At 74.4% G+C, this 17,964-nt stretch carries 18 protein-coding genes and 3 tRNA genes; 7 read left to right on the top strand and 14 right to left on the bottom strand.

Annotated elements, in window-relative coordinates; genetic code table 11:
• Positions 1–35: 35 nt before the first annotated feature.
• Positions 36–251, bottom strand: a complete 216-nt coding sequence (locus GVV04_RS12830; RefSeq protein ID WP_161687825.1) for a hypothetical protein — start codon at positions 249–251, stop codon at positions 36–38.
• Complete coding sequence (locus GVV04_RS12825) at positions 248–451, bottom strand: hypothetical protein (protein WP_161687823.1); 204 nt, start codon at positions 449–451, stop codon at positions 248–250. Before GVV04_RS12825 ends, GVV04_RS12830 begins: the two co-directional genes overlap by 4 nt.
• Before the next feature lie 229 nt (positions 452–680).
• On the opposite strand from GVV04_RS12825, the gene GVV04_RS12820 reads away from it, so the two are divergent.
• Positions 681–1,526: a helix-turn-helix domain-containing protein gene (locus tag GVV04_RS12820; protein ID WP_161687821.1), complete on the top strand. Its 846-nt coding sequence runs from the start codon at positions 681–683 to the stop codon at positions 1,524–1,526.
• Between the two features lie 4 nt (positions 1,527–1,530).
• Positions 1,531–1,731, top strand: coding sequence for a DUF397 domain-containing protein (locus GVV04_RS12815; protein WP_161687819.1), 201 nt, complete (start codon positions 1,531–1,533; stop codon positions 1,729–1,731).
• Between the two features lie 226 nt (positions 1,732–1,957).
• Here GVV04_RS12815 and GVV04_RS12810 read toward each other — a convergent pair whose 3' ends face one another.
• From GVV04_RS12810 to GVV04_RS12795, 4 genes are all read right to left on the bottom strand, one after another.
• Positions 1,958–2,749, bottom strand: a complete 792-nt coding sequence (locus tag GVV04_RS12810) for a putative protein N(5)-glutamine methyltransferase (RefSeq protein ID WP_161687817.1) — start codon at positions 2,747–2,749, stop codon at positions 1,958–1,960.
• A gap of 257 nt (positions 2,750–3,006) precedes the next feature.
• A complete protein-coding gene (locus tag GVV04_RS12805) occupies positions 3,007–4,122 on the bottom strand; it encodes a cystathionine gamma-lyase (RefSeq protein ID WP_161687815.1) in 1,116 nt (371 codons plus the stop codon).
• 7 nt (positions 4,123–4,129) lie between these two features.
• Positions 4,130–5,137 (bottom strand): NAD(P)H-dependent glycerol-3-phosphate dehydrogenase, encoded by a 1,008-nt coding sequence (locus GVV04_RS12800; RefSeq protein WP_161687813.1) that lies wholly within the window; start codon positions 5,135–5,137, stop codon positions 4,130–4,132.
• Positions 5,134–5,877, bottom strand: coding sequence for a lysophospholipid acyltransferase family protein (locus GVV04_RS12795; protein WP_161687811.1), 744 nt, complete (start codon positions 5,875–5,877; stop codon positions 5,134–5,136). Before GVV04_RS12795 ends, GVV04_RS12800 begins: the two co-directional genes overlap by 4 nt.
• A 126-nt stretch (positions 5,878–6,003) precedes the next feature.
• Here GVV04_RS12795 and cofC point away from each other — a divergent pair, with 126 nt between their 5' ends.
• The 4 genes from cofC to GVV04_RS12775 all read left to right on the top strand — a co-directional run bounded on the left by cofC (position 6,004) and on the right by GVV04_RS12775 (position 10,219).
• The gene (gene cofC, locus GVV04_RS12790; RefSeq protein ID WP_328822343.1) at positions 6,004–6,660 is read left to right on the top strand and encodes a 2-phospho-L-lactate guanylyltransferase; all 657 of its coding nucleotides are present in this window, start codon (positions 6,004–6,006) and stop codon (positions 6,658–6,660) included.
• 35 nt (positions 6,661–6,695) lie between these two features.
• Positions 6,696–6,893 (top strand): cold-shock protein, encoded by a 198-nt coding sequence (locus GVV04_RS12785; RefSeq protein ID WP_161687807.1) that lies wholly within the window; start codon positions 6,696–6,698, stop codon positions 6,891–6,893.
• 224 nt (positions 6,894–7,117) lie between these two features.
• Positions 7,118–9,325: an RNA degradosome polyphosphate kinase gene (locus tag GVV04_RS12780; RefSeq protein ID WP_407938798.1), complete on the top strand. Its 2,208-nt coding sequence runs from the start codon at positions 7,118–7,120 to the stop codon at positions 9,323–9,325.
• Positions 9,326–9,340: 15 nt separating this feature from the next.
• Entirely contained in the window at positions 9,341–10,219 is an 879-nt protein-coding gene (locus GVV04_RS12775; RefSeq protein ID WP_161687805.1) for an NUDIX hydrolase, read from the top strand.
• Between the two features lie 101 nt (positions 10,220–10,320).
• Here GVV04_RS12775 and GVV04_RS12770 read toward each other — a convergent pair whose 3' ends face one another.
• The 4 genes from GVV04_RS12770 to leuC all read right to left on the bottom strand — a co-directional run bounded on the left by GVV04_RS12770 (position 10,321) and on the right by leuC (position 15,525).
• Positions 10,321–12,450 (bottom strand): endonuclease/exonuclease/phosphatase family protein, encoded by a 2,130-nt coding sequence (locus GVV04_RS12770; RefSeq protein WP_161687803.1) that lies wholly within the window; start codon positions 12,448–12,450, stop codon positions 10,321–10,323.
• A 162-nt stretch (positions 12,451–12,612) separates the two neighbouring features.
• Complete coding sequence (locus GVV04_RS12765; RefSeq protein ID WP_328822341.1) at positions 12,613–13,305, bottom strand: HU family DNA-binding protein; 693 nt, start codon at positions 13,303–13,305, stop codon at positions 12,613–12,615.
• Positions 13,306–13,477: 172 nt separating this feature from the next.
• On the bottom strand, positions 13,478–14,065 hold the full coding sequence (gene leuD / locus GVV04_RS12760) for a 3-isopropylmalate dehydratase small subunit (protein WP_161687799.1): 588 nt from the start codon (positions 14,063–14,065) through the stop codon (positions 13,478–13,480).
• A 17-nt stretch (positions 14,066–14,082) separates the two neighbouring features.
• Positions 14,083–15,525, bottom strand: coding sequence for a 3-isopropylmalate dehydratase large subunit (leuC, locus tag GVV04_RS12755; RefSeq protein WP_161687797.1), 1,443 nt, complete (start codon positions 15,523–15,525; stop codon positions 14,083–14,085).
• A gap of 49 nt (positions 15,526–15,574) precedes the next feature.
• Here leuC and GVV04_RS12750 point away from each other — a divergent pair, with 49 nt between their 5' ends.
• Positions 15,575–16,261, top strand: a complete 687-nt coding sequence (locus tag GVV04_RS12750; RefSeq protein ID WP_007456408.1) for an IclR family transcriptional regulator — start codon at positions 15,575–15,577, stop codon at positions 16,259–16,261.
• Between the two features lie 149 nt (positions 16,262–16,410).
• On the opposite strand, the gene GVV04_RS12745 is transcribed toward GVV04_RS12750, so the two are convergent.
• The 4 genes from GVV04_RS12745 to GVV04_RS12730 form a co-directional block, all read right to left on the bottom strand.
• Positions 16,411–16,483 (bottom strand) — tRNA-Glu (locus GVV04_RS12745).
• Positions 16,484–16,697: 214 nt separating this feature from the next.
• A tRNA-Glu gene (locus GVV04_RS12740) sits at positions 16,698–16,770 on the bottom strand.
• A gap of 132 nt (positions 16,771–16,902) precedes the next feature.
• A tRNA-Gln gene (locus GVV04_RS12735) sits at positions 16,903–16,974 on the bottom strand.
• Positions 16,975–17,099: 125 nt separating this feature from the next.
• Positions 17,100–17,903 carry a fumarylacetoacetate hydrolase family protein gene (locus tag GVV04_RS12730; protein WP_161687795.1) on the bottom strand — a complete coding sequence of 268 codons (804 nt, stop codon included), beginning with the start codon at positions 17,901–17,903 and terminating at the stop codon, positions 17,100–17,102.
• Positions 17,904–17,964 lie beyond the last annotated feature (61 nt).

Genomic DNA, 17,964 nt, shown 5'->3' with positions numbered 1-17,964 from the left:
TCCGGCAGTCGGGGCGGCCGGCGGTCGACCGGCGGTCAGAGGCCGTAACGGCGGCCGACCGCGATCACCTTCACCCGCTGCCGGCCGGCCCGCACCATGCCCAGCGCCGTGAACGCGCCAGCGATCCGGTCGGCCGCCTCCCGGCTGCTCGCGCCGACCACCTGACGACGCCGCTCCGGCGCGCGTCGCTCGTCCCGGACGGGCCTGTCGACGGGCCGAACGTCGGTCAGCACCACCAAGAACCGGGTCATGGCCGCCCTCCAGTCCCGCCCCGACCCGCCCGGGCGGACGCCTGCTCCGGCTCCGCCGTGGTCGCCGCCAGGCCGCCCGAGCGGTCCCGGCAGACGTAGGCCAGGCTCGCGTGGATCCACGCGTCGTCGTTGTCGCGGAGCACCGGGTGCGCGCACCAGCGGCACCGCGACACCCTGGGCCAGGAGGCGGTCACCGTCATGCGACTCCCTTCCGGTGCGTCCCGGGTGGCGGCACGCGGCGATCGGGTACGGGGGAGAAAACCCGATCGCCACGCGCCCCATCCCCTCCGGTCACTCACCACCACCGTCGCCACGACAACCGGCGGTGAGGAACTGGTCACACATTGACACGTGGATAGGCGTGAATGCAACTCTCATCGGCGTTCTCTCATGTACACGTTCCCGAAGATGTGTGTCACCATCAATGGCATGGCACCGAAGACCGCCAGGGCCCGACGGCTCGGCATCGCGCTGCGCACCCACCGAGAGGCCGCCGGCCTCACCCTCGAAGCCGCCGCCGACGAGATCAACAGCACCCGGAGCACCCTGTCCCGGTACGAGAACGCCCAGACGTTGATCAGCCCGGCCACGGTGCGCGCCCTGCTCACCCTCTACGGCGTGGGCGCCGACGAGCTCGCCGCAGCCGTCCAGCTCGCCAAGGACGCCCGCAAGCCGGGCTGGTGGGTGTCCTACTCGTACCTGCTGGACCGGCGGACCATCGACTTCATCGCGCTGGAGGCGGAGGCGACCGGCATCGCCAACTTCGAGCCGTCCGTGGTGCCCGGCCTGTTGCAGACGGCCGACTACATCCGGGCGGTGATGCGGGGCGGCCCGCACACCCTCAGCGACGGCCAGGTGGAACAGCGGGTCCACCTGCGACTCGACCGCCAGCAGCGGCTCACCGACGAGAATCCACCGATCCTCGACGCGATCATCGACGAGGGCGCGCTGCTGCGGCCGGTGGGCGGTGGGAGCGTGCTGGAGGAGCAACTGCGCCATCTGCTCAAGACGTCCGAGCTGCCCAACATCACCGTCCAGGTGATCCCGCTGGTCGCGGGCTACCACCGGGGCACCCGGGGCTCGCTGCACATTCTGGAGTTTCCCGACCCGGCGGATCCGATCATCGCGTCGGTGGAGACGGTGGCCGGGCAGATGGTCCTGGACCGGCCCGGTGACCTGCGCACCTGCACCAAGATCATGGAGCATCTACGGACGGTCGCGCTCAGCCCTGCGGCCAGCCGGGATCAGCTCTTCCGCATGCTGAAAGGACGGTAGGACCATGACCCCGACGACGAGCGCGGCACTGGCTGCGGCGCGATGGCGCAAGAGCAGCCGCAGCGGCGACGAGGGTGCCTGCGTGGAGATGGCGGTCGTGCCCGGCGCGATCGCGGTCCGCGACTCCAAGGACCCGGCCGGCCCGGCGCTGACCTTCCCGCCGGCAGCCTGGACCGCCTTCGCCGCGTCCCCGCCCCGCCCCTGACCGCCGCGCCGGCCGGCCGGGGGGTCCCGCCCCGGCCGTCCGGCGCGGCCCACCCCGGCCGGCACCCGCCCGGCCCCTCGTCGTGGTCCACCCGCCGCCCGGTCCGCACCGCCGGCCGGCGGGTGGGCCACCACCCCACCCCCGCGTCCTGTCCCCGCGCCCCGGCGACCGCAAACGCCCCGGCCCGTCGGGGTCGGCACCGACGGGCCGTCGCCGAAGGGCCGGGTCAGCCGGGGCGGCGGGCCGTCACCACGGTGGCGTCGAGGTCGTCGTCGTGCACCACGGCCGGCACCAGGCCCAGACCGGTCAGCGTCGCGCACAGCGTGTCGACCTGACCGACGCTCACCTCCACGGCCAGGTGCCCGCCCGGGGCGAGCCAGTCCGCCGCCGCCTCGGCCACCCGGCGCAGCACGGTTAGCCCGTCGGACCCGCCGTCGAGCGCCACCGGGGCCTCGTGCAGCCGCGCCTCGGGCGGCATCAGCGCCACCGCGTCCGTCGGCACGTACGGGGCGTTGGCCACGACCAGGTCGAGCTTGCCCCGCCACCGCACCGGCACCGGCTCGAACAGGTCGCCCTGGTAGACCGGCACACCGAGATGGGCGAGGTTGCGCCGGGCGCAGGCCACGGCGGCCGGGTCCAGGTCGGCGGCGGCCAGCCAGCGGGGGGCGAGCCGGCTGGCGAGGACCAGCGCGGCGGCGCCGGACCCGCAGCACAGGTCGAGCACCGCCGCGCCCGGTCGGGTGACCGCCGCCGCGGCCGAGACCAGCAGCGCCGTACGCGTCCTCGGGACGAAGACTCCGGGGTCGACGCCGACCCGCAGGCCGCAGAACTCGGCCCAGCCGAGCAGGTGCTCCAGCGGCAGGCCGGCGGCCCGCTGGTCGACCAGGTCGGTGAGCCGCTCGGCCGAGACGGCGGCGGCGATGAGCAGTTCCGCCTCGTCCTCGGCGAAGACGCAGCCGGCGGCGCGCAGCCGGGAAACGAGGGCGGGACGGTCGGGGTGGAACTGGATGGATGTCATGTGAAGCCTCCGGGGAACGCTCGTCGGCGCTCCCGTGGGCGGCCTACCGTCGCGGCGGCACGGACCCGGGGCGGAGCGCCGGTCCTTCTCGCTGGGGGATCGGACTCACCTCCTCCGGTCGGGGGCCCGATGTGGGCTTGCTCACGATAGCCCACCGGCCCGCCGACCCACGGCCAACCGGCCGCCGGCCCGTCGCGCTCCGCCCGCGCGGAGGTGAGAAGGGCCCCCTGCCGCAGGCGTTGGCGAGGGCCTTCCGCTCAGGCGTCCAGGGCGGCGGTGACGTCGGCGAGCAGGTCGGCGGTGTCCTCCACCCCGCAGGAGAGCCGGACGAAGCCGGGGGCGGTGTCGTCGCCCCACTGCGCCCGGCGGTCCGCCGTCGTGTGCAGGCCGCCGAACGAGGTGGCCGCGGCCACCAGCCGGGCCGCGTCGACGAACCGGCCGACCCGCTCGGCGTCGCCCAGGTCGAACGCGAGCACCCCGGGCACCCGGCGCATCTGCGCCGCCGCCACCGGGTACGCGGGGTCCTCGGGCAGGCCCGGCCAGCGCACGCCCGTCACGTCGGGGCGGCCGGCGAGCAGCCGGGCCAGCGCCCCGGCGTTGGCGGACTGCCGGGCCAGCCGCAGGTCGAGGGTGGCCAGCGAGCGGTGCGCCAGCCACGCGTCGAACGCCCCGGGCACCGCGCCCGTGACGGTGCGCCAGGCGGCGACCGGGTCGAGCAGCTCCGGCGTACGGGTCGCCACGTAGCCGAGCAGCAGGTCGGAGTGCCCGGTCAGGGCCTTGGTGCCGGAGGCGACCACCAGGTCCGCGCCGAGATCCAGTGGGCGCTGGCAGAGCGGCGTGGCGGTGGTGTTGTCGACCGCGACGAGGGCACCGGCGGCGTGCGCGTCCCGGGCCAGCGCGGCGATGTCGGCGACGTCCAGGCCGGGGTTGGCCGGGGTCTCCAGCAGCACCAGCCGGACCCCGTCGAACGACGGGTACGGCCCGGCGGTCGGCGCGAACAGCACCCGCACGCCGATCCCGGCCAGGGTGTCGGTGGCGAACGTCCGCATCGGGTAGTACCCGTCGGCGGGGAGCAGCACGGTGTCGCCGGGGCGGAGCAGCGCCAGCAGCAGGCCGGTGACGGCCGCCTGCCCGCTGGCGAAGACCCGGACGTCGCCGCCCTCCAGCTCGCCGATGGCCGCCTCCAGCAGCCGGCGGGTCGGATTGTCCGGCCGGCCGTACCCGTTCGGGGTGGCCGCCGGCCCCTGCCACGGGTCGAGGTGGTACGTCGCGGCGAGGACCGGCCCGGGCAGGAACGGCTGCCCCGGGGTCGGCTCGGGTAGGCCGGCCCGCACGCAGCGGGTGCCGTCGCCGTCGCTGGTCGGTGCGCTCATGCGGGCCTCACTCGTACGACTCGGGCTTGGCGGTACGGCTCATCAGCAGGTCCACGGCCAGCCGGGGGTCCATCCCCTCGTGGCAGATCCGCTCGATCTGCTCGGTGATCGGCATCTCCACCCCGTGCGAGCGGGCCAGGTCCCGGATGGCCAGGCAGCTCTTCACGCCCTCGGCGGTCTGCCGGGTGGCCGCCTGGGCCTGCTCCAGGGTCTCCCCCCGGCCCAGGTGCTCGCCGAAGGTCCGGTTGCGGGCCAGCGGCGACGAGCAGGACGCCACGAGGTCGCCCATCCCGGCCAGCCCGGCGAAGGTGATCGGGTCCGCGCCGAGCGCCACCCCGAGGCGGGCGGTCTCGGCCAGCCCCCGGGTCATCAGCATCGCCCGGGTGTTGTCGCCGAAACCCATCGCGGTGGCGATGCCGTACGCGAGGGCGATCACGTTCTTCACGGCCCCGCCCAGCTCGCAGCCGATCACGTCGTCGTTGGTGTACGGCCGGAAGTACGGCGTCCGGATGGACGACTGGACGAGCTGGGCACGGGCGTCGTCGGTGCCGGCGACCACGGTGCCGGCGGGTTGCTCGGCGGCGATCTCGGGGGCGAGGTTCGGGCCGGAGACCACCACCACCCGGTCCGGGGTGACCCCGGCGGTCTCCACGATCACCTCGCTCATCCGTCTGGTGGTGCCCAGCTCGATGCCCTTCATCAGCGACACCAGCGTCGAGTCCGGGTGCAGGTGGCCGGTCCAGTCGGCGAGGTTGCCGCGCAGCGTCTGCGACGGCACGGCCAGCACCACGATCTCCGCGCCGGTGATCGCCTCGGCGGCGTCGGCCGTGCCGGTGACCCGCTCCGGCAGGCGCAGGTCCGGCAGGTACTCCGGGTTGTGCCGACGTGACCGGATCGCCTCGGCCACCGGCGGACGCCGGGCCCAGATCGTCACGTCCCGGCCGGCGTCGGCGAGGATCTTGGCGAATGCCGTCCCCCACGACCCGGCCCCCAGCACGGCCACGTGGCCGGTCACGCCGCACCCCCCTCGCCCGGCAGGGAGCGGGGGACGGCGGGCCTGGCCGGCCGTTCCCAGAGCGGTGGCGGCGTACCGCCGCGGATCTCGGCGAGTTGGTCGCGCAGGCGCAGCATGATGGCCTCGGTCATCTCTTCCAGGGTGGCCTTGGTTGGGGTCGAGCCGGCCCACCGGCTCAGGTCGACCGGCGGACCGGCGACCACGGTCACCGGGATGCGGGGCCGCAGGCTGAACCGGTTGGTCCGTGGGTCGAAGAGCTTCTCCGGGCCCCACATGGCGACGGGGACCACCGGGGCGCCGGTGGCCAGCGCCAGGCGGGCGGCGCCGGTCTTGCCCTTCATCGGCCACAGCTCCGGCTCGCGGGTGATGGTCCCCTCCGGGTAGATCACCACCGCGCTCCCCTCGGAGAGCGCGGCGATCAGGGTGTCCAGCGACTTGACGGCGTCCGCCGTGCCCCGCTCCACCGGGATCTGCCGGCAGCGGTGCAGGATCCAGCCCGCCACCGGCACCCGGAAGACGCTGGCCTTGCCGAGGAACCGCGGCCAGCGCCCCGCGTCGTAGATGAAGTGCGCGGAGACCAGCGGGTCGGCGTGTGACATGTGGTTCGGCACGATGATGATCCCGCCGGGGCGGCGCAGCTGCTCCATGCCCCGCCAGGTGCGCCGGGTCCAGACCACCATCACGGGCTTCACCAGCAGCACGGCGAACCGTTGCCAGAACCCCAGCCTGCGCCGTGTCACCCTGCCTCCTCGTAGCCCCGACCCGCGCCGCGCCGCGCCCGCCCGCGCTGCCCGCAGCGAAATCATGCCTGCTCGCCCCGGGTACGGCCAGTGAGGGTACCGCCGCCCGGCTGGCAGGATTGTGCCGTGCGGCAGCGGACCTGGACTGTGGTGGTGCCGGTGAAGCGCCTCGGCGCGGCGAAGAGCCGGCTGCGCGGGGCGCTGCCCGGCGTACCCCATGAGGAGCTGGCGCTGGCCCTGGCGGCCGACACGGTCGCCGCGGTGCGGGCGTGCCCGGCGGTGGCCGCCGTGGTGGTGGTCACCGACGACCCGCTGGTGGCGGCGATGGCCGGCGCGGCGGGCGCGCGGGCCGTGCCGGACGCCCCGGGGGCCGGCCTGAACGCCGCCTTCCGGCATGGCGCCGCGGTCGCGACCGCCGGCGGCGGGGCATGGGTGGCCGGGCTCACCGCGGACCTGCCGGCGCTGCGCCCGGCCGAGCTGGCCGCCGCGCTGACTGCGGCCACCGCCGGACTTGCCGGGGTACGCCGGTTCGTGGCCGACGCCCCGGGGAGCGGCACCGTGCTGCTCGCCGCGCCGCCCGGCGTGCCGCTGGGCCCCCGGTTCGGGGTCGGCTCGGCGGCGGCTCACCTGGCGGGCGGCGCGGTGCCGCTGACCGGCGACTGGCCGACCCTGCGCCGGGACGTCGACACGGCCGCCGACCTGGCCGCCGCCGCCCGGCTGGGGCTCGGCCCGCGCACCGCCGCCCTGGCCGGCGTCGACCGGTCGGCCGCCCACCCGGGCTGACCCGACCGGCCCGGCGCGGGGTGTACGGTGCTGCCATGCAGGGCACGGTGGCCACCTACGACGCGGCGACCCGCAGCGGCGCGCTACTCCTCGACGACGGCACCGAGCTGGCCTTCCCGGCCCGGGCGTTCGACGCCTCCGGGCTGCGGCTGCTCCGGCTGGGCCAGCGGGTCCGGATCGAGACCGACGCCGCCGGGGAGATCATCCGGGTGACGCTGCCGACGATGCCCTGAGCTACCCGCCGAAGTTCATTTTGCGTTAACCCGTTCCGGGACATTATGAGCGGGTGAGCACCCCTCGCGAGCTTCCCACCGGCCCGTCCACCGACGACCACCCACCCGTCGACGACCGCCCCACCGGTGGGCGGGAACCCGTCGACCCCGCGCCCGCCCGCAACGGGTCCCGCCAGCGCGGCGTCGACGGCCGCTTCCGCCCCCGGGAGACCGCCGAGGACGAGCTGACCGCGTCCGGCCCCTCCGCCGGGGCGGCCTCCGCCGGGTTGGAGGAGGTGCTCGACGCGCCCAGCGAGCAGCCGGCGGCGGTACGGCCCGCGCCCGCGCCCGACTCCGACCCTGGCCCCGACGAGCCGACGCCGCCGGAGCCGCTGCCCGAGGACCGGTTCCTCAACCGGGAGCTGTCCTGGCTCGACTTCAACGCCCGGGTGCTGGCCCTGGCCGAGGACCCGGGCACCCCGCTGCTGGAACGGGCGAAGTTCCTGTCCATCTTCGCCAGCAACCTCGACGAGTTCTACATGGTCCGGGTGGCCGGGCTGAAGCGCCGGCTGTCGGCGGGGCTGCCGGTACGCGGCGGGGACCGGTTGCCGCTGCGCACCCAGCTTGAGCTGATCACCGAGCGGACCGCCGACCTGGTCGGCCGGCACGCCGCCTGCTCCGTCGACGACGTGCTGCCGAAGCTCGCCGCCGAGGGCATCCGCATCCTGTTCTGGTCGGACCTCGGCGCGCCCGAACGGGAGCGGCTGCGCACCTACTTCAGCGAGCACATCTTCCCGGTGCTCACCCCGCTCGCGGTCGACCCCGCGCACCCGTTCCCGTACATCTCCGGGCGGTCGCTGAACCTGGCCGTCGCGGTTCGCGACCCCGACGGCGGCTCGGAGCTGTTCGCCCGGGTCAAGGTGCCGAACAACGTGCCCCGGTTCGTCCGGGTCGACCGGGACTCCCCCGGGGTCCGGGTGATCCCGGTCGAGGAGCTGATCTCGGTGCACCTGGGGCAGCTCTTCTCCGGCATGCAGGTGGTCGAGTGCCACCTGTTCCGGGTCACCCGCAACGCCGAGGTGGAGGTCGACGAGGACCGCGACGAGGACCTGCTCCAGGCCCTGGAGCGGGAACTGGCCCGCCGCCGGTTCGGCCCGCCGGTACGGCTGGAGGTGGCCGCCTCCATCTCCGACCACATGCTGGAGCTGCTGGTCCGCGAGCTGGACATGGACGGCCACGACGTGCTGCGGGTCCGCGGCCTGCTCGACCTTTCCGCCCTGTGGCAGCTCTACGGCGACGCCGACCGCCCCGACCTGAAGGACCCGCCGTTCGTGCCGGCCACCCACCCCCGGCTCACCGAGGGCGAGGTGCCGCGCAGCGTCTTCGCCACCCTGCGGGACGGGGACGTGCTGGTGCACCACCCGTACCACTCGTTCGCGACGAGCGTGCAGCGCTTCGTCGAGCAGGCGGCGGCCGACCCGGACGTGCTGGCCATCAAGCAGACCCTCTACCGCACCAGCGGAGACTCCCCGATCGTCGACGCGCTGGTCGACGCGGCCGCCGCCGGCAAGCAGGTGGTGGTGCTGGTGGAGCTGAAGGCCCGGTTCGACGAGGTGGCCAACATCGGCTGGGCGCGCACGCTGGAGCGCGCCGGCTGCCACGTGGTGTACGGCCTGGTCGGCCTCAAGACGCACTGCAAGACCGCCCTGGTGGTGCGCCAGGAGGGCAACCAGATCCGCCGCTACTGCCACATCGGCACCGGGAACTACCACCCGAAGACCGCCCGGCTGTACGAGGACTTCGGCATGCTGACCGCCGACCCGGAGATCGGCGCCGACCTCACCGACCTGTTCAACGTGCTCACCGGCTACAGCCGGCAGACCGCGTACCGGCGGCTGTTGGTGGCCCCGCAGGGGATCCGGCGGGGGCTGATCGAGCGGATCGAGCGGGAGATCACCCACGTCCGGCTCGGCATGCCGGGGCTGGTGCAGTTCAAGGTGAACTCGCTGGTCGACGAGAAGGTCACCGACGCGCTCTACCGGGCGTCCCGGGCCGGGGTGCACGTGGACCTGCTGATCCGGGGCATGTGCACGCTGCGCCCGGGGGTGCCGGGGCTGTCGGAGAACATCCGGGTCCGGTCGATCCTCGGCCGGTTCCTGGAGCACTCCCGGATCTTCCGGTTCGGCAACAACGGGGCGGCCGAGTTCTGGATGGGTTCGGCCGACCTGATGCACCGCAACCTGGACCGCCGGGTGGAGGCGCTGGTGCAGGTGAGCGATCCGGTGGCCCGGGCCGAGCTGGACCACGTGCTGGCTGCGGCGTTCAGCCCCGACGTGGAGGCGTTCGAGCTGGCCGGGAACGGGTCCTGGACCCGGCGGACGGGAACGCCGGACGCGCCGCTGACCCATCTGCAGGACCTGCTGCTGCGCCGTGTCGGCGGCACCCCGGGTTGAGCCTAGGCTGGGCGAATGTCGGAGGGGGAACGGATGATCCGGGCGGCGGGCGGGGTCGTCTGGCGCCCGGACGGGGACGACGTGCTGGTCTGCCTCGTGCACCGCCCCCGGTACGGCGACTGGTCGTTGCCCAAGGGCAAGCTGGAGGCGGGCGAGCACCCGCTGTCCGCCGCCGTCCGGGAGGTCGCCGAGGAGGCCGACGTGCGGGCGGTGCCGCAGGTCCGGCTGCCCACCATGCGGTACCGCAGCGAGGGCCGGCCGAAGGCGGTCGACTACTGGTCGATGCTGGCGGTCGCCGACGGGGGCTTCCAGCCCGACACCGAGGTCGACGGGATCCGCTGGCTCCCCGCCGCGGAGGCGACGCGCCTGGTCAGCTACCCGCACGACGCCGAGGTGCTGGCCGCGTTCGCCGCCCTGCCGCCGGTCACCGCGACGGTGGCGCTGGTCCGGCACGCCCACGCCGGCAGGCGCGGCACCTGGTCGGGCCCGGACGCCTGCCGACCGCTCGACGGCACCGGCTGGGCGCAGGCGCACGCCCTGGCGCCCCTGGTGGCCCTGGTCCGCCCGGCCCGGCTGTTGTCGGCCTCGGCCCGCCGCTGCGTGCAGACCCTGGACCCGGCGGCGGCCCTCCTCGACCTGCCGATCGAGGTGGCCGGTGACCTGGACGAGCCGCAGCCCGGCCAGGACCCGGACGAGCGGGCGCTGGCCGCCGCGGCCTGCCTCACCGAGTTGGCCGCCGAGGGGGCCATGGCCGGAGTGTGCACCCAGGGCAAGGTGATCCCCGGGGCGCTGGAACGCCTCACCGGCCGCGCCGACGACTTCACCACCCCGAAGGCCGGCGGCTGGCTGCTCGCGTTCGCCGCCGACCGCCTCCTCGCCGCCGACCCCCTGTGATGGCGTCAGCCGGCGGCCTCTGACGCAAGGGCGCGGCCGGCGGCGTTCGGCTCGGGCGTCAGCCGGCGGCTTCTGACGCAAGGGCGCGGCCGGCGGCGTTCTCAGCCGGCGGCGGTGGGCGGCAGGGTTAGGGTGACCGCCACCGGCAGGTGGTCGCTGGCGGTGCTGCGCGGCGCCACGGGTCCACCGGCCACCACGCCCGGCGAGACCAGGACGTGGTCGATCTGCTCGTGCGGGTCGTCGGCCGGGCTGGTGAACAGGGGTCGGGCCACGGCGAGCGCATCCACCAGCCCGGCGCGGGTGAACTCCGCGTACGCCAAGGCGCCCGGCTCGGTGTTCAGGTCACCGGCGACGACGAGCGGCCGACCGTCGGCGTACCCCAGGGCGAACCGCGCCACCGCGCGGGCCTGCGCCACCGGCTCCCGGCCCGGCGGCGGTTGCAGGTGGGTGGCGACCACCGCGAGGCCCGCGTCGCCGCCGAGGTCGAGGGTGACGCCGAGCGCCTGGGCGCCGGTGGGCGCGCCGAGGGCCGCCAGCCGCTCGCTGCGGGCCGACTCCACCGGGAACCGGCTGAGCACCGCGTCGCCCCACACCGGGTCGGCGGCGGGCGCGAAGACGTACGGCATGCGGAGCCGCGCCGCGAGCAGGGTGAGGGTGTCGTGGCCGCCGTTGAGCAGCCAGCCCCGGTCCACCTCGCTCAGCAGCACCACGTCGGGCCGCTCGGCGGCGACCACCCGGGCCAGCCCGTCCGGGTCGAACCGTCCGTCCATCCCGAACCCCATCCGCACGTTGTACGCCACCACCCGCACGTCGGCGGGCGGGCTGCCGGGCCGGCCCGGGGCGACCTCGGCGGCCAGCAGGTTCGTCGTGAGGAGGGTGACCACGCCGAAGACCGCGGCGACGCCTCCCGCCCACGCCCAGGAGGCCGGCCCGGGCGGCGCGGCCGTCCCGCCCCGGGCGACCACCCTGGGCGGCGCGGCCGTCCCGCCCCGGGCGACCACCCTGGGCGGCGCGGCCGGCCCGCCCCGGGCGGCCGGGGCGAGCGCCACGACCGCGACGAGGCCGGCCACGACGACCGGCACCGCCGCGTTCGAATAGCCGAGGTCGTACGCGGCGTAGTAGCCGACGGCGGCGACGGCGAAGAGCAACATGCCCAGCACCACCGCGAGCGGCGACCGCCCGGGCCGGCCCGGGGCCCCGGCGGAGGCCGAGACGGCGGTGGCCGAGACGGCGGTGGCCGAGACGGCGGTGGCCGAGACGGCGGTGGCCGAGGCGACGGGGGCGGCGGGGGCGGCGGGGGCGGGGGCGGCGGCGGGGGCGGCGGGGGGGGCGGCGGGGGCGATCGGGGCTGCGGCCCCGGCCCCGGCGAGGCTGAGGCACCCGCCGACGCCGGCGGCGGTCAGCAGGACCGCCGGCCCCAGCCAGCCCGGCTCCCCGGCGGCGAACAGCACCGCCCCGAGCACCAGCGCGAGCGGGCCGAGCAGCCGGGCGTACCCGCGTGGTGCCCTGGCCAACGCGGCGAACAGGAAGAAGGCGACGGCGTAACTGAACAGGGCGGAGACGTCGCCGGCCGCTGCCGAGCGGGCGAGGCCGTCGCCGGGTCCTCGCCGGTAGGAGGACCCCGTCGCCGCCAGCGCCGGGGAGAGCGCCACCATCCCGGTCAGCAGCAGCGCCGGGCCGGCGAGCAGCCACGCGCGGGCATCGCCCCCCGGTTGCCCCGGCGGCGTGGGACGGGCCGTCCCGGCCAGGAAGAGTCCCACGAGGACGACGCTGCCGGCCCACCCGACCCAGCCACCCCGCCAGACCAGGTCGTACGTGCCGAGCCCCGCGTGCACGACCGCGCCGAGGGCCAGCCCCAACGCCAGCCCCGGCACCGGCCGGTCGGTGCCGGCCGCGGTGCCGGCCAGCCAGAGCAGCCCGGCCACCAGTCCTGCGGTGGCCAGCCAGAGCTGCGCCCGGCCGCCCGGGGCGGCGGTGAGGGCGAGCCGGAGGCCGGCCAGCGCCACGGCGGCGACCAGGGTGACCGGGCGGGCGCCCAGCCGGCGCAGCAGCGCGGGAAAGGCCAGGGCGAGCACGAACCAGCCGAGCGCGAACGCTCCCAGCAGTTCGGCGGGGGTGGTGGCGGCCTGCCCGAAGATGGTGATGACCGACGGGAGGAAGACCCGCAGCACGTCGATCAGAACGACGATGCCCAGGGCGAGCGTGACGGTGTGGAGGTGGCGGTAGCGCACGGGCTGCCTTTCGCCGACCGGTGGGGGTCCGGCGATTCTGCGCGCGCCGCACGCCGTCGGTCAACGGGCAGAACCCGTACCAGGACAACCGGAACCCGTACCCGGACAAGTGGAAGGGGCGCCCACCGGTCCGGTGGGCGCCCCTTCCGACGGTTCGGCCGGTCAGCGCTTGGTTGCCGCCTTCTTGGCCGGGGACTTCTTCGCCGGCGCCTTCTTGGCCGCCGCGCTCTTGGTCGCCGCCGCGGTGGTCTTCTTCGCCGCGGTCGACTTGGTCGCCGCCGCGGTCTTCTTCGCGGGGGCGGCCTTCTTGGTGGCGGCCTTGGACGCCGTCGTCTTGGTCGCCTTGGCCGGGGCCGCCTTCTTCGTCGCGGCGGTGGCCTTGGTGCCGGCGGCCTTCGTACCCGCCGCCTTGGCCGTCGTGGCCTTCGCACCGGTCGCCTTCGCACCGGTGGCCTTGGCGCCCGCCGCCTTGGCCGTCGTGGCCTTCGCGGTCGTCGCCTTGGCCCCGGTCGCCTTGGCGGAGGTGTTCTTGGTGGCGGCCGTGGCGGTCTTCTTCGCCGCCGCCGTGGCCTTCGGCACCTTGCCGCTGGCCACCATCTCCTTGAACCCGGCGCCGGGCCGGAAGGTCGGCACGGATGTCTTCTTGACCTTCACCGCCTCGCCGGTTCGCGGGTTGCGCGCTGTTCGGGCTCCCCGGACGCGCTTCTCGAACGCTCCGAATCCGGTGATCGCCACCTTCTCGCCCTTGGTGACCGCCGCCTGGACCTCAGCGAGGACCGCGTCGAGCGCGGCCGTCGCCGTCTTCCGGTCCCCCAGGCGAACGGCGAGCGCCTCGATGAGCTCGGCCTTGTTCACGACTTCCTCCCAATTGTGCAACTGACTCGACGCGAGCCATTCTGCGCGCACGGTATGCCCTGTGCTGCCTGGACACAAACATTCGGTCGAAAAAAGGCCTTGTGTCGTAACGGATTCGCCCCCACCGGGCGGGCCGGTGGGGGCGGAAAGCGATGCTGGATCGGGCGTACGGCTATGCCACGGCGGGCAGGAACGGCCGTCGGCCGCGCTCGTACGAGGTGATGTCGGCCTCGTGGCGGAGCGTGAGTCCAATGTCATCCAACCCCTCCAGCAGCCGCCAGCGGCTGAAGTCGTCGAGGGGGAACGACCAGGCGGCGTCCCCCGCCCGGACCTCGCGGGAGGTCAGGTCGACGGTGACGGCGACGGTGGGGTCGGACTCGACGAGGCGCCACAACTCCTCGACGGCTTTCAATTCCAACTCGACCGGCAGCAGACCCTCCTTGAGGGCGTTGCCGCGGAAGATGTCGCCGAACCGGGGCGAGATCACCGCCCGGAACCCCCAGTCCCGCAGCGCCCAGACGGCGTGCTCCCGAGACGACCCCGTGCCGAACTCGGGGCCCGCCACGAGAATCGACGCACCTGAATGCGTAGGATCGTTAAAGACGAATGTCGGGTCCTCCCGCCACGCGCTGAAGAGCCCGTCGGCGAATCCGGTCCGGGTCACCCGCTTGAGGTACACGGCGGGGATGATCTGATCGGTGTCCACATTGGAACGGCGCAGCGGCACGGCGGTGCCGGTGTGCGTGGTGAACTTGTCCATCTGTCGCGGCTGCCCTTCTACAGGTCGGCGGGGGCGGCCAGCCGGCCGACCACGGCGGTGGCGGCGGCGACCGGCGGCGACACCAGGTGGGTGCGGCCACCCCGGCCCTGGCGCCCCTCGAAGTTGCGGTTGGAGGTCGAGGCGGAACGCTCCCCCGGGGAGAGCGTGTCCGGGTTCATGCCCAGGCACATCGAGCAGCCGGCGAACCGCCACTCGGCCCCGGCGTCGGTGAACACCCTGTCCAGCCCTTCGGCCTCGGCGGCCTCCCGGACGGCTGCGGAGCCGGGGACCACGAGCATCCGTACGCCGTCGGCGACCTTCTGCCCGCGCAGCACGTCGGCCGCGGCGCGGAGGTCCTCCAGCCGGCCGTTGGTGCAGGAGCCGACGAAGACCACGTCGACGGAGAGGTCGCGCAGCGGGGTGCCGGGCACGAGGTCCATGTACTCCAGGGCCCGGCGGGCGGCGGCCCGCTCGGAGTCGGTGTCGAACTCCTCCGGGTCCGGCACGGCCGCGCCCAGCGGGGCGCCCTGACCGGGGTTGGTGCCCCAGGTGACGAACGGGGTGATCCGGCTCGCGTCGAGGGTCACCTCGGCGTCGAAGGTCGCCCCCTCGTCGGTGGGCAGCGTCCGCCAGTGGTCGACCGCCGCGTCCCAGTCGGCCCCCTGCGGCGCGTTCGGCCGCCCCTTGAGGTACGCGAAGGTGGTCTCGTCCGGCGCGATCATGCCGGCCTTGGCGCCCCACTCGATGGACATGTTGGCGACGGTCATCCGCCCCTCCATGGACAGCGCGCGGATCGCCTCGCCCCGGTACTCCACGATGTGCCCGCGCCCGCCGCCGGTGCCGACCTGGGTGATCAGGGCGAGCACCAGGTCCTTGGCGGTGACGCCGGGGCCGAGCTGGCCGGTGACGTTCACGGTCATCGTCTTCGGGCGAGCCTGCGGCAGCGTCTGGGTGGCCAGCACGTGCTCGACCTCGCTGGTGCCGATGCCGAACGCGAGGGCGCCGAACGCCCCGTGGGTGGCGGTGTGTGAATCGCCACAGACGATCGTCATGCCGGGCTGGGTGACGCCGAGCTGCGGGCCGATGACGTGCACGATGCCCTGGTTGGCGTCACCGAGCGGGTGCAGCCGGACGCCGAACTCGGCGCAGTTGCGGCGCAGCGTCTCGATCTGCGTGCGGGAGGTGGGGTCCGCGATCGTGAGCAGGTCGCCGCGCCGCTGCTGGAACGCCGGGTCCGCGTACCCCGTCGGGGTGTTGTGGTCCTCGGTCGCGAGCGTGAGGTCGGTGCGGCGCACGCGGCGGCCGGCGAGCCGCAGCCCGTCGAAGGCCTGCGGGCTGGTGACCTCGTGCAGCAGGTGCAGGTCGATGTAGAGCAGGTCCGGTTCGCCCTCGGCGGACCGGACGACGTGTGCGTCCCAGACCTTCTCGGCCAGGGTCCTCGGTTGAGTGACTCCCACCATCTGGACATCCTAAATTCTGGGAGGTAAGTTTCGGCTTGTGGGACACAGTATGAGCGGTGTCGGCGTTCTCGACAAGGCGGTGGTCATCCTGGCCGCCTGCGTCGACGGCGCCAGCCTGGCCGAACTCGTTGAACGCACCAAGCTGCCCCGGGCCACCGCGCACCGGCTGGCGCAGGCGCTGGAGATCCACCGGATGCTGGTCCGGGACACCCAGGGCCGCTGGCGCCCTGGCCCTCGACTCGGTGAGCTCGCCAACGCCGCGCCGGACGTGCTACTGACAGCGGCGGAGCCGCTGCTGGCCGCGCTGCGCGACGCCACCGGGGAGAGCGCCCAGCTCTACCTGCGCCGCGCGGACGAGCGGATCTGCGTGGCCGCCGCCGAGCGGGCCAGCGGCCTGCGGGACACCGTGCCGGTGGGCTCGGTGCTGCCGATGACCGCAGGCTCGGCGGCGCAGATCCTGCTGGCCTGGGAGCCGCCGGAGGCGGTGATGCCGCTGCTGCCCCGGTCGAAGTTCACCGGCCGCACACTGGCCGAGGTGCGCCGGCGGGGCTGGGCGCAGAGCGTCGCCGAGCGCGAGGCCGGCGTGGCGAGCGTCTCGGCCCCGATCCGCGACCGCACGGGCCGGGTGATCGCCTCGGTCAGCATCTCCGGCCCGATCGAGCGCCTCGGCCGTCGCCCCGGAGAACGCCACGCCATGGCCGTGGTCAGAGCCGGCCAACGCCTCTCCGGCCTCTGACCCCCTCCCCCGCCCGCCTCACCCCGGTGATCAAGGGGTTCACGTCTTGATCCGAGCTGAGGCCGACGCCCCTCGATCGCCGGAGCGGGCGGGTGGGGGTGGATGGAAACGGCCCGTCTCACCGAGGTGAGACGGGCCGAGTGGAGTTGTAGCCCCGACCGGATTCGAACCGGCGCTACCGCCTTGAGAGGGCGGCGTCCTGGGCCACTAGACGACGGGGCCAAGACTTTTCCTACATCACCGGCCTGCCGGCCGGCGCCGCTGTAGTCTAGCGGCGGGTCCCTCGCCGGCGCGCAGGGGGTGGGCGGCGGGGCCGAGCGCAGCGTCGCCACCGCATCGCCCGGCGACGGCTACCTTACGGCCGCACGGGTCAATACCGGTCCCGTGAATGCGAAACAGCCCGCCTCACCGAAGTGAGACGGGCTGAACGGAACTGTAGCCCCGACCGGATTCGAACCGGCGCTACCGCCTTGAGAGGGCGGCGTCCTGGGCCACTAGACGACGGGGCCAGAACCTTCTCCTGCACCGCCCTGCCGGGCGGTGCCGCCGAACTCTACCAGAGAATTCTTCCGGCCCCTTGCGGGCGACCGGATTGCTCTCCAGTGGGATCCAGCGACCGGCGCTCTCGCGAACACCGATTGCTGGGGTACCAGGACTCGAACCTAGACTAACTGAACCAGAATCAGTTGGGCTGCCAATTACCCCATACCCCATTGGCACCTCACGGTGCCGTTCGGTGCCTTGCGGCACCGGAGAGAAACTTTACCCTCCCGGCCCCGGCTAGGCCAAATCGGGGGCCCGAAACCCATGCTGTGCTGCGGTTTCGGGCCCCGACGAGTCAGCCGACCGGGACGACCGGGTTGGTCAGCTCCCCGATCCCCTCGATACGCACGGTGACGGTATCCCCCTCCACGAGCGGGCTAACCCCCGCCGGGGTGCCGGTGAGCACCACGTCGCCGGGGAGCAGCGTCATCACGTGCGAGACGTACGACACCAGGGCCGGGACGTCGAAGACCATGTCCCGCGTCCGGCCGAGCTGCCGCACCTCCATCTCCTCCGGGTTGCGGCCCACCTCGCACCGGATCTCCAGGTCGGTGACGTCCAGGTCCGTGGTGATCCAGGGGCCGATGGGGCAGAACGAGTCGAAGCCCTTGGCCCGGGTCCACTGCCCGTCGGAGCGCTGGAGGTCCCGGGCGGTCACGTCGTTGGCGCAGGTGTAGCCGAAGATGGCCCGAGCGGCGGCAGCCCGGTCGGCCCGGCGGGCCCCCGGGGCCCCGATCACCACGGCCAGCTCGGCCTCGTGCTCGACCCGCTTGGAGAAGATCGGCAACCGGATGGCGTCGCGCGGGCCGATCACCGAGGTGGACGGCTTGAGGAAGAGCAGCGGCTCCTTCGGCACCGCGCTGTCCTGCTCGGCGGCGTGCTCGGCGTAGTTGCGGCCGACGCAGACCACCTTGCTGGGCAGGATCGGGGAGAGCAGTCGGACGTCGGAGAGCGCCCACCGGGCGCCGCTGAACTGGATCTGACCGAACGGGTGGCCCTCGATCTCGGCGATGGTCAGGCCCTGCGGGCCCGCCTCCGGCTCGCCCTCGACGGCCCCGAACGACATTCCCTTGGCATGAGCGAAACGAGCGATACGCACCAGGCCAATCTAGCCCCGGGACGAGGTCCGGCCGCGTCGACGGGCAAGCCAGGGCGGCGAG

It is taken from the genome of Micromonospora rubida (genome assembly GCF_009908295.1).
In the GTDB taxonomy this organism is placed as follows: Bacteria; Actinomycetota; Actinomycetes; order Mycobacteriales; family Micromonosporaceae; genus Micromonospora; species Micromonospora rubida.
This window is presented reverse-complemented; position numbering and strand designations above follow the sequence as displayed.

Bases quoted from the DNA above. Each gene is read 5' to 3' on its own strand.
- GVV04_RS12830 (WP_161687825.1), bottom strand. From the start codon at position 251: ATGACCCGGTTCTTGGTGGTGCTGACCGACGTTCGGCCCGTCGACAGG.
- GVV04_RS12825 (WP_161687823.1), bottom strand. From the start codon at position 451: ATGACGGTGACCGCCTCCTGGCCCAGGGTGTCGCGGTGCCGCTGGTGC.
- GVV04_RS12820 (WP_161687821.1), top strand. From the start codon at position 681: ATGGCACCGAAGACCGCCAGGGCCCGACGGCTCGGCATCGCGCTGCGC.
- GVV04_RS12815 (WP_161687819.1), top strand. From the start codon at position 1,531: ATGACCCCGACGACGAGCGCGGCACTGGCTGCGGCGCGATGGCGCAAG.
- GVV04_RS12810 (WP_161687817.1), bottom strand. From the start codon at position 2,749: ATGACATCCATCCAGTTCCACCCCGACCGTCCCGCCCTCGTTTCCCGG.
- GVV04_RS12805 (WP_161687815.1), bottom strand. From the start codon at position 4,122: ATGAGCGCACCGACCAGCGACGGCGACGGCACCCGCTGCGTGCGGGCC.
- GVV04_RS12785 (WP_161687807.1), top strand. From the start codon at position 6,696: ATGCAGGGCACGGTGGCCACCTACGACGCGGCGACCCGCAGCGGCGCG.
- GVV04_RS12775 (WP_161687805.1), top strand. From the start codon at position 9,341: ATGTCGGAGGGGGAACGGATGATCCGGGCGGCGGGCGGGGTCGTCTGG.
- leuD (WP_161687799.1), bottom strand. From the start codon at position 14,065: ATGGACAAGTTCACCACGCACACCGGCACCGCCGTGCCGCTGCGCCGT.
- leuC (WP_161687797.1), bottom strand. From the start codon at position 15,525: ATGGTGGGAGTCACTCAACCGAGGACCCTGGCCGAGAAGGTCTGGGAC.
- GVV04_RS12750 (WP_007456408.1), top strand. From the start codon at position 15,575: ATGAGCGGTGTCGGCGTTCTCGACAAGGCGGTGGTCATCCTGGCCGCC.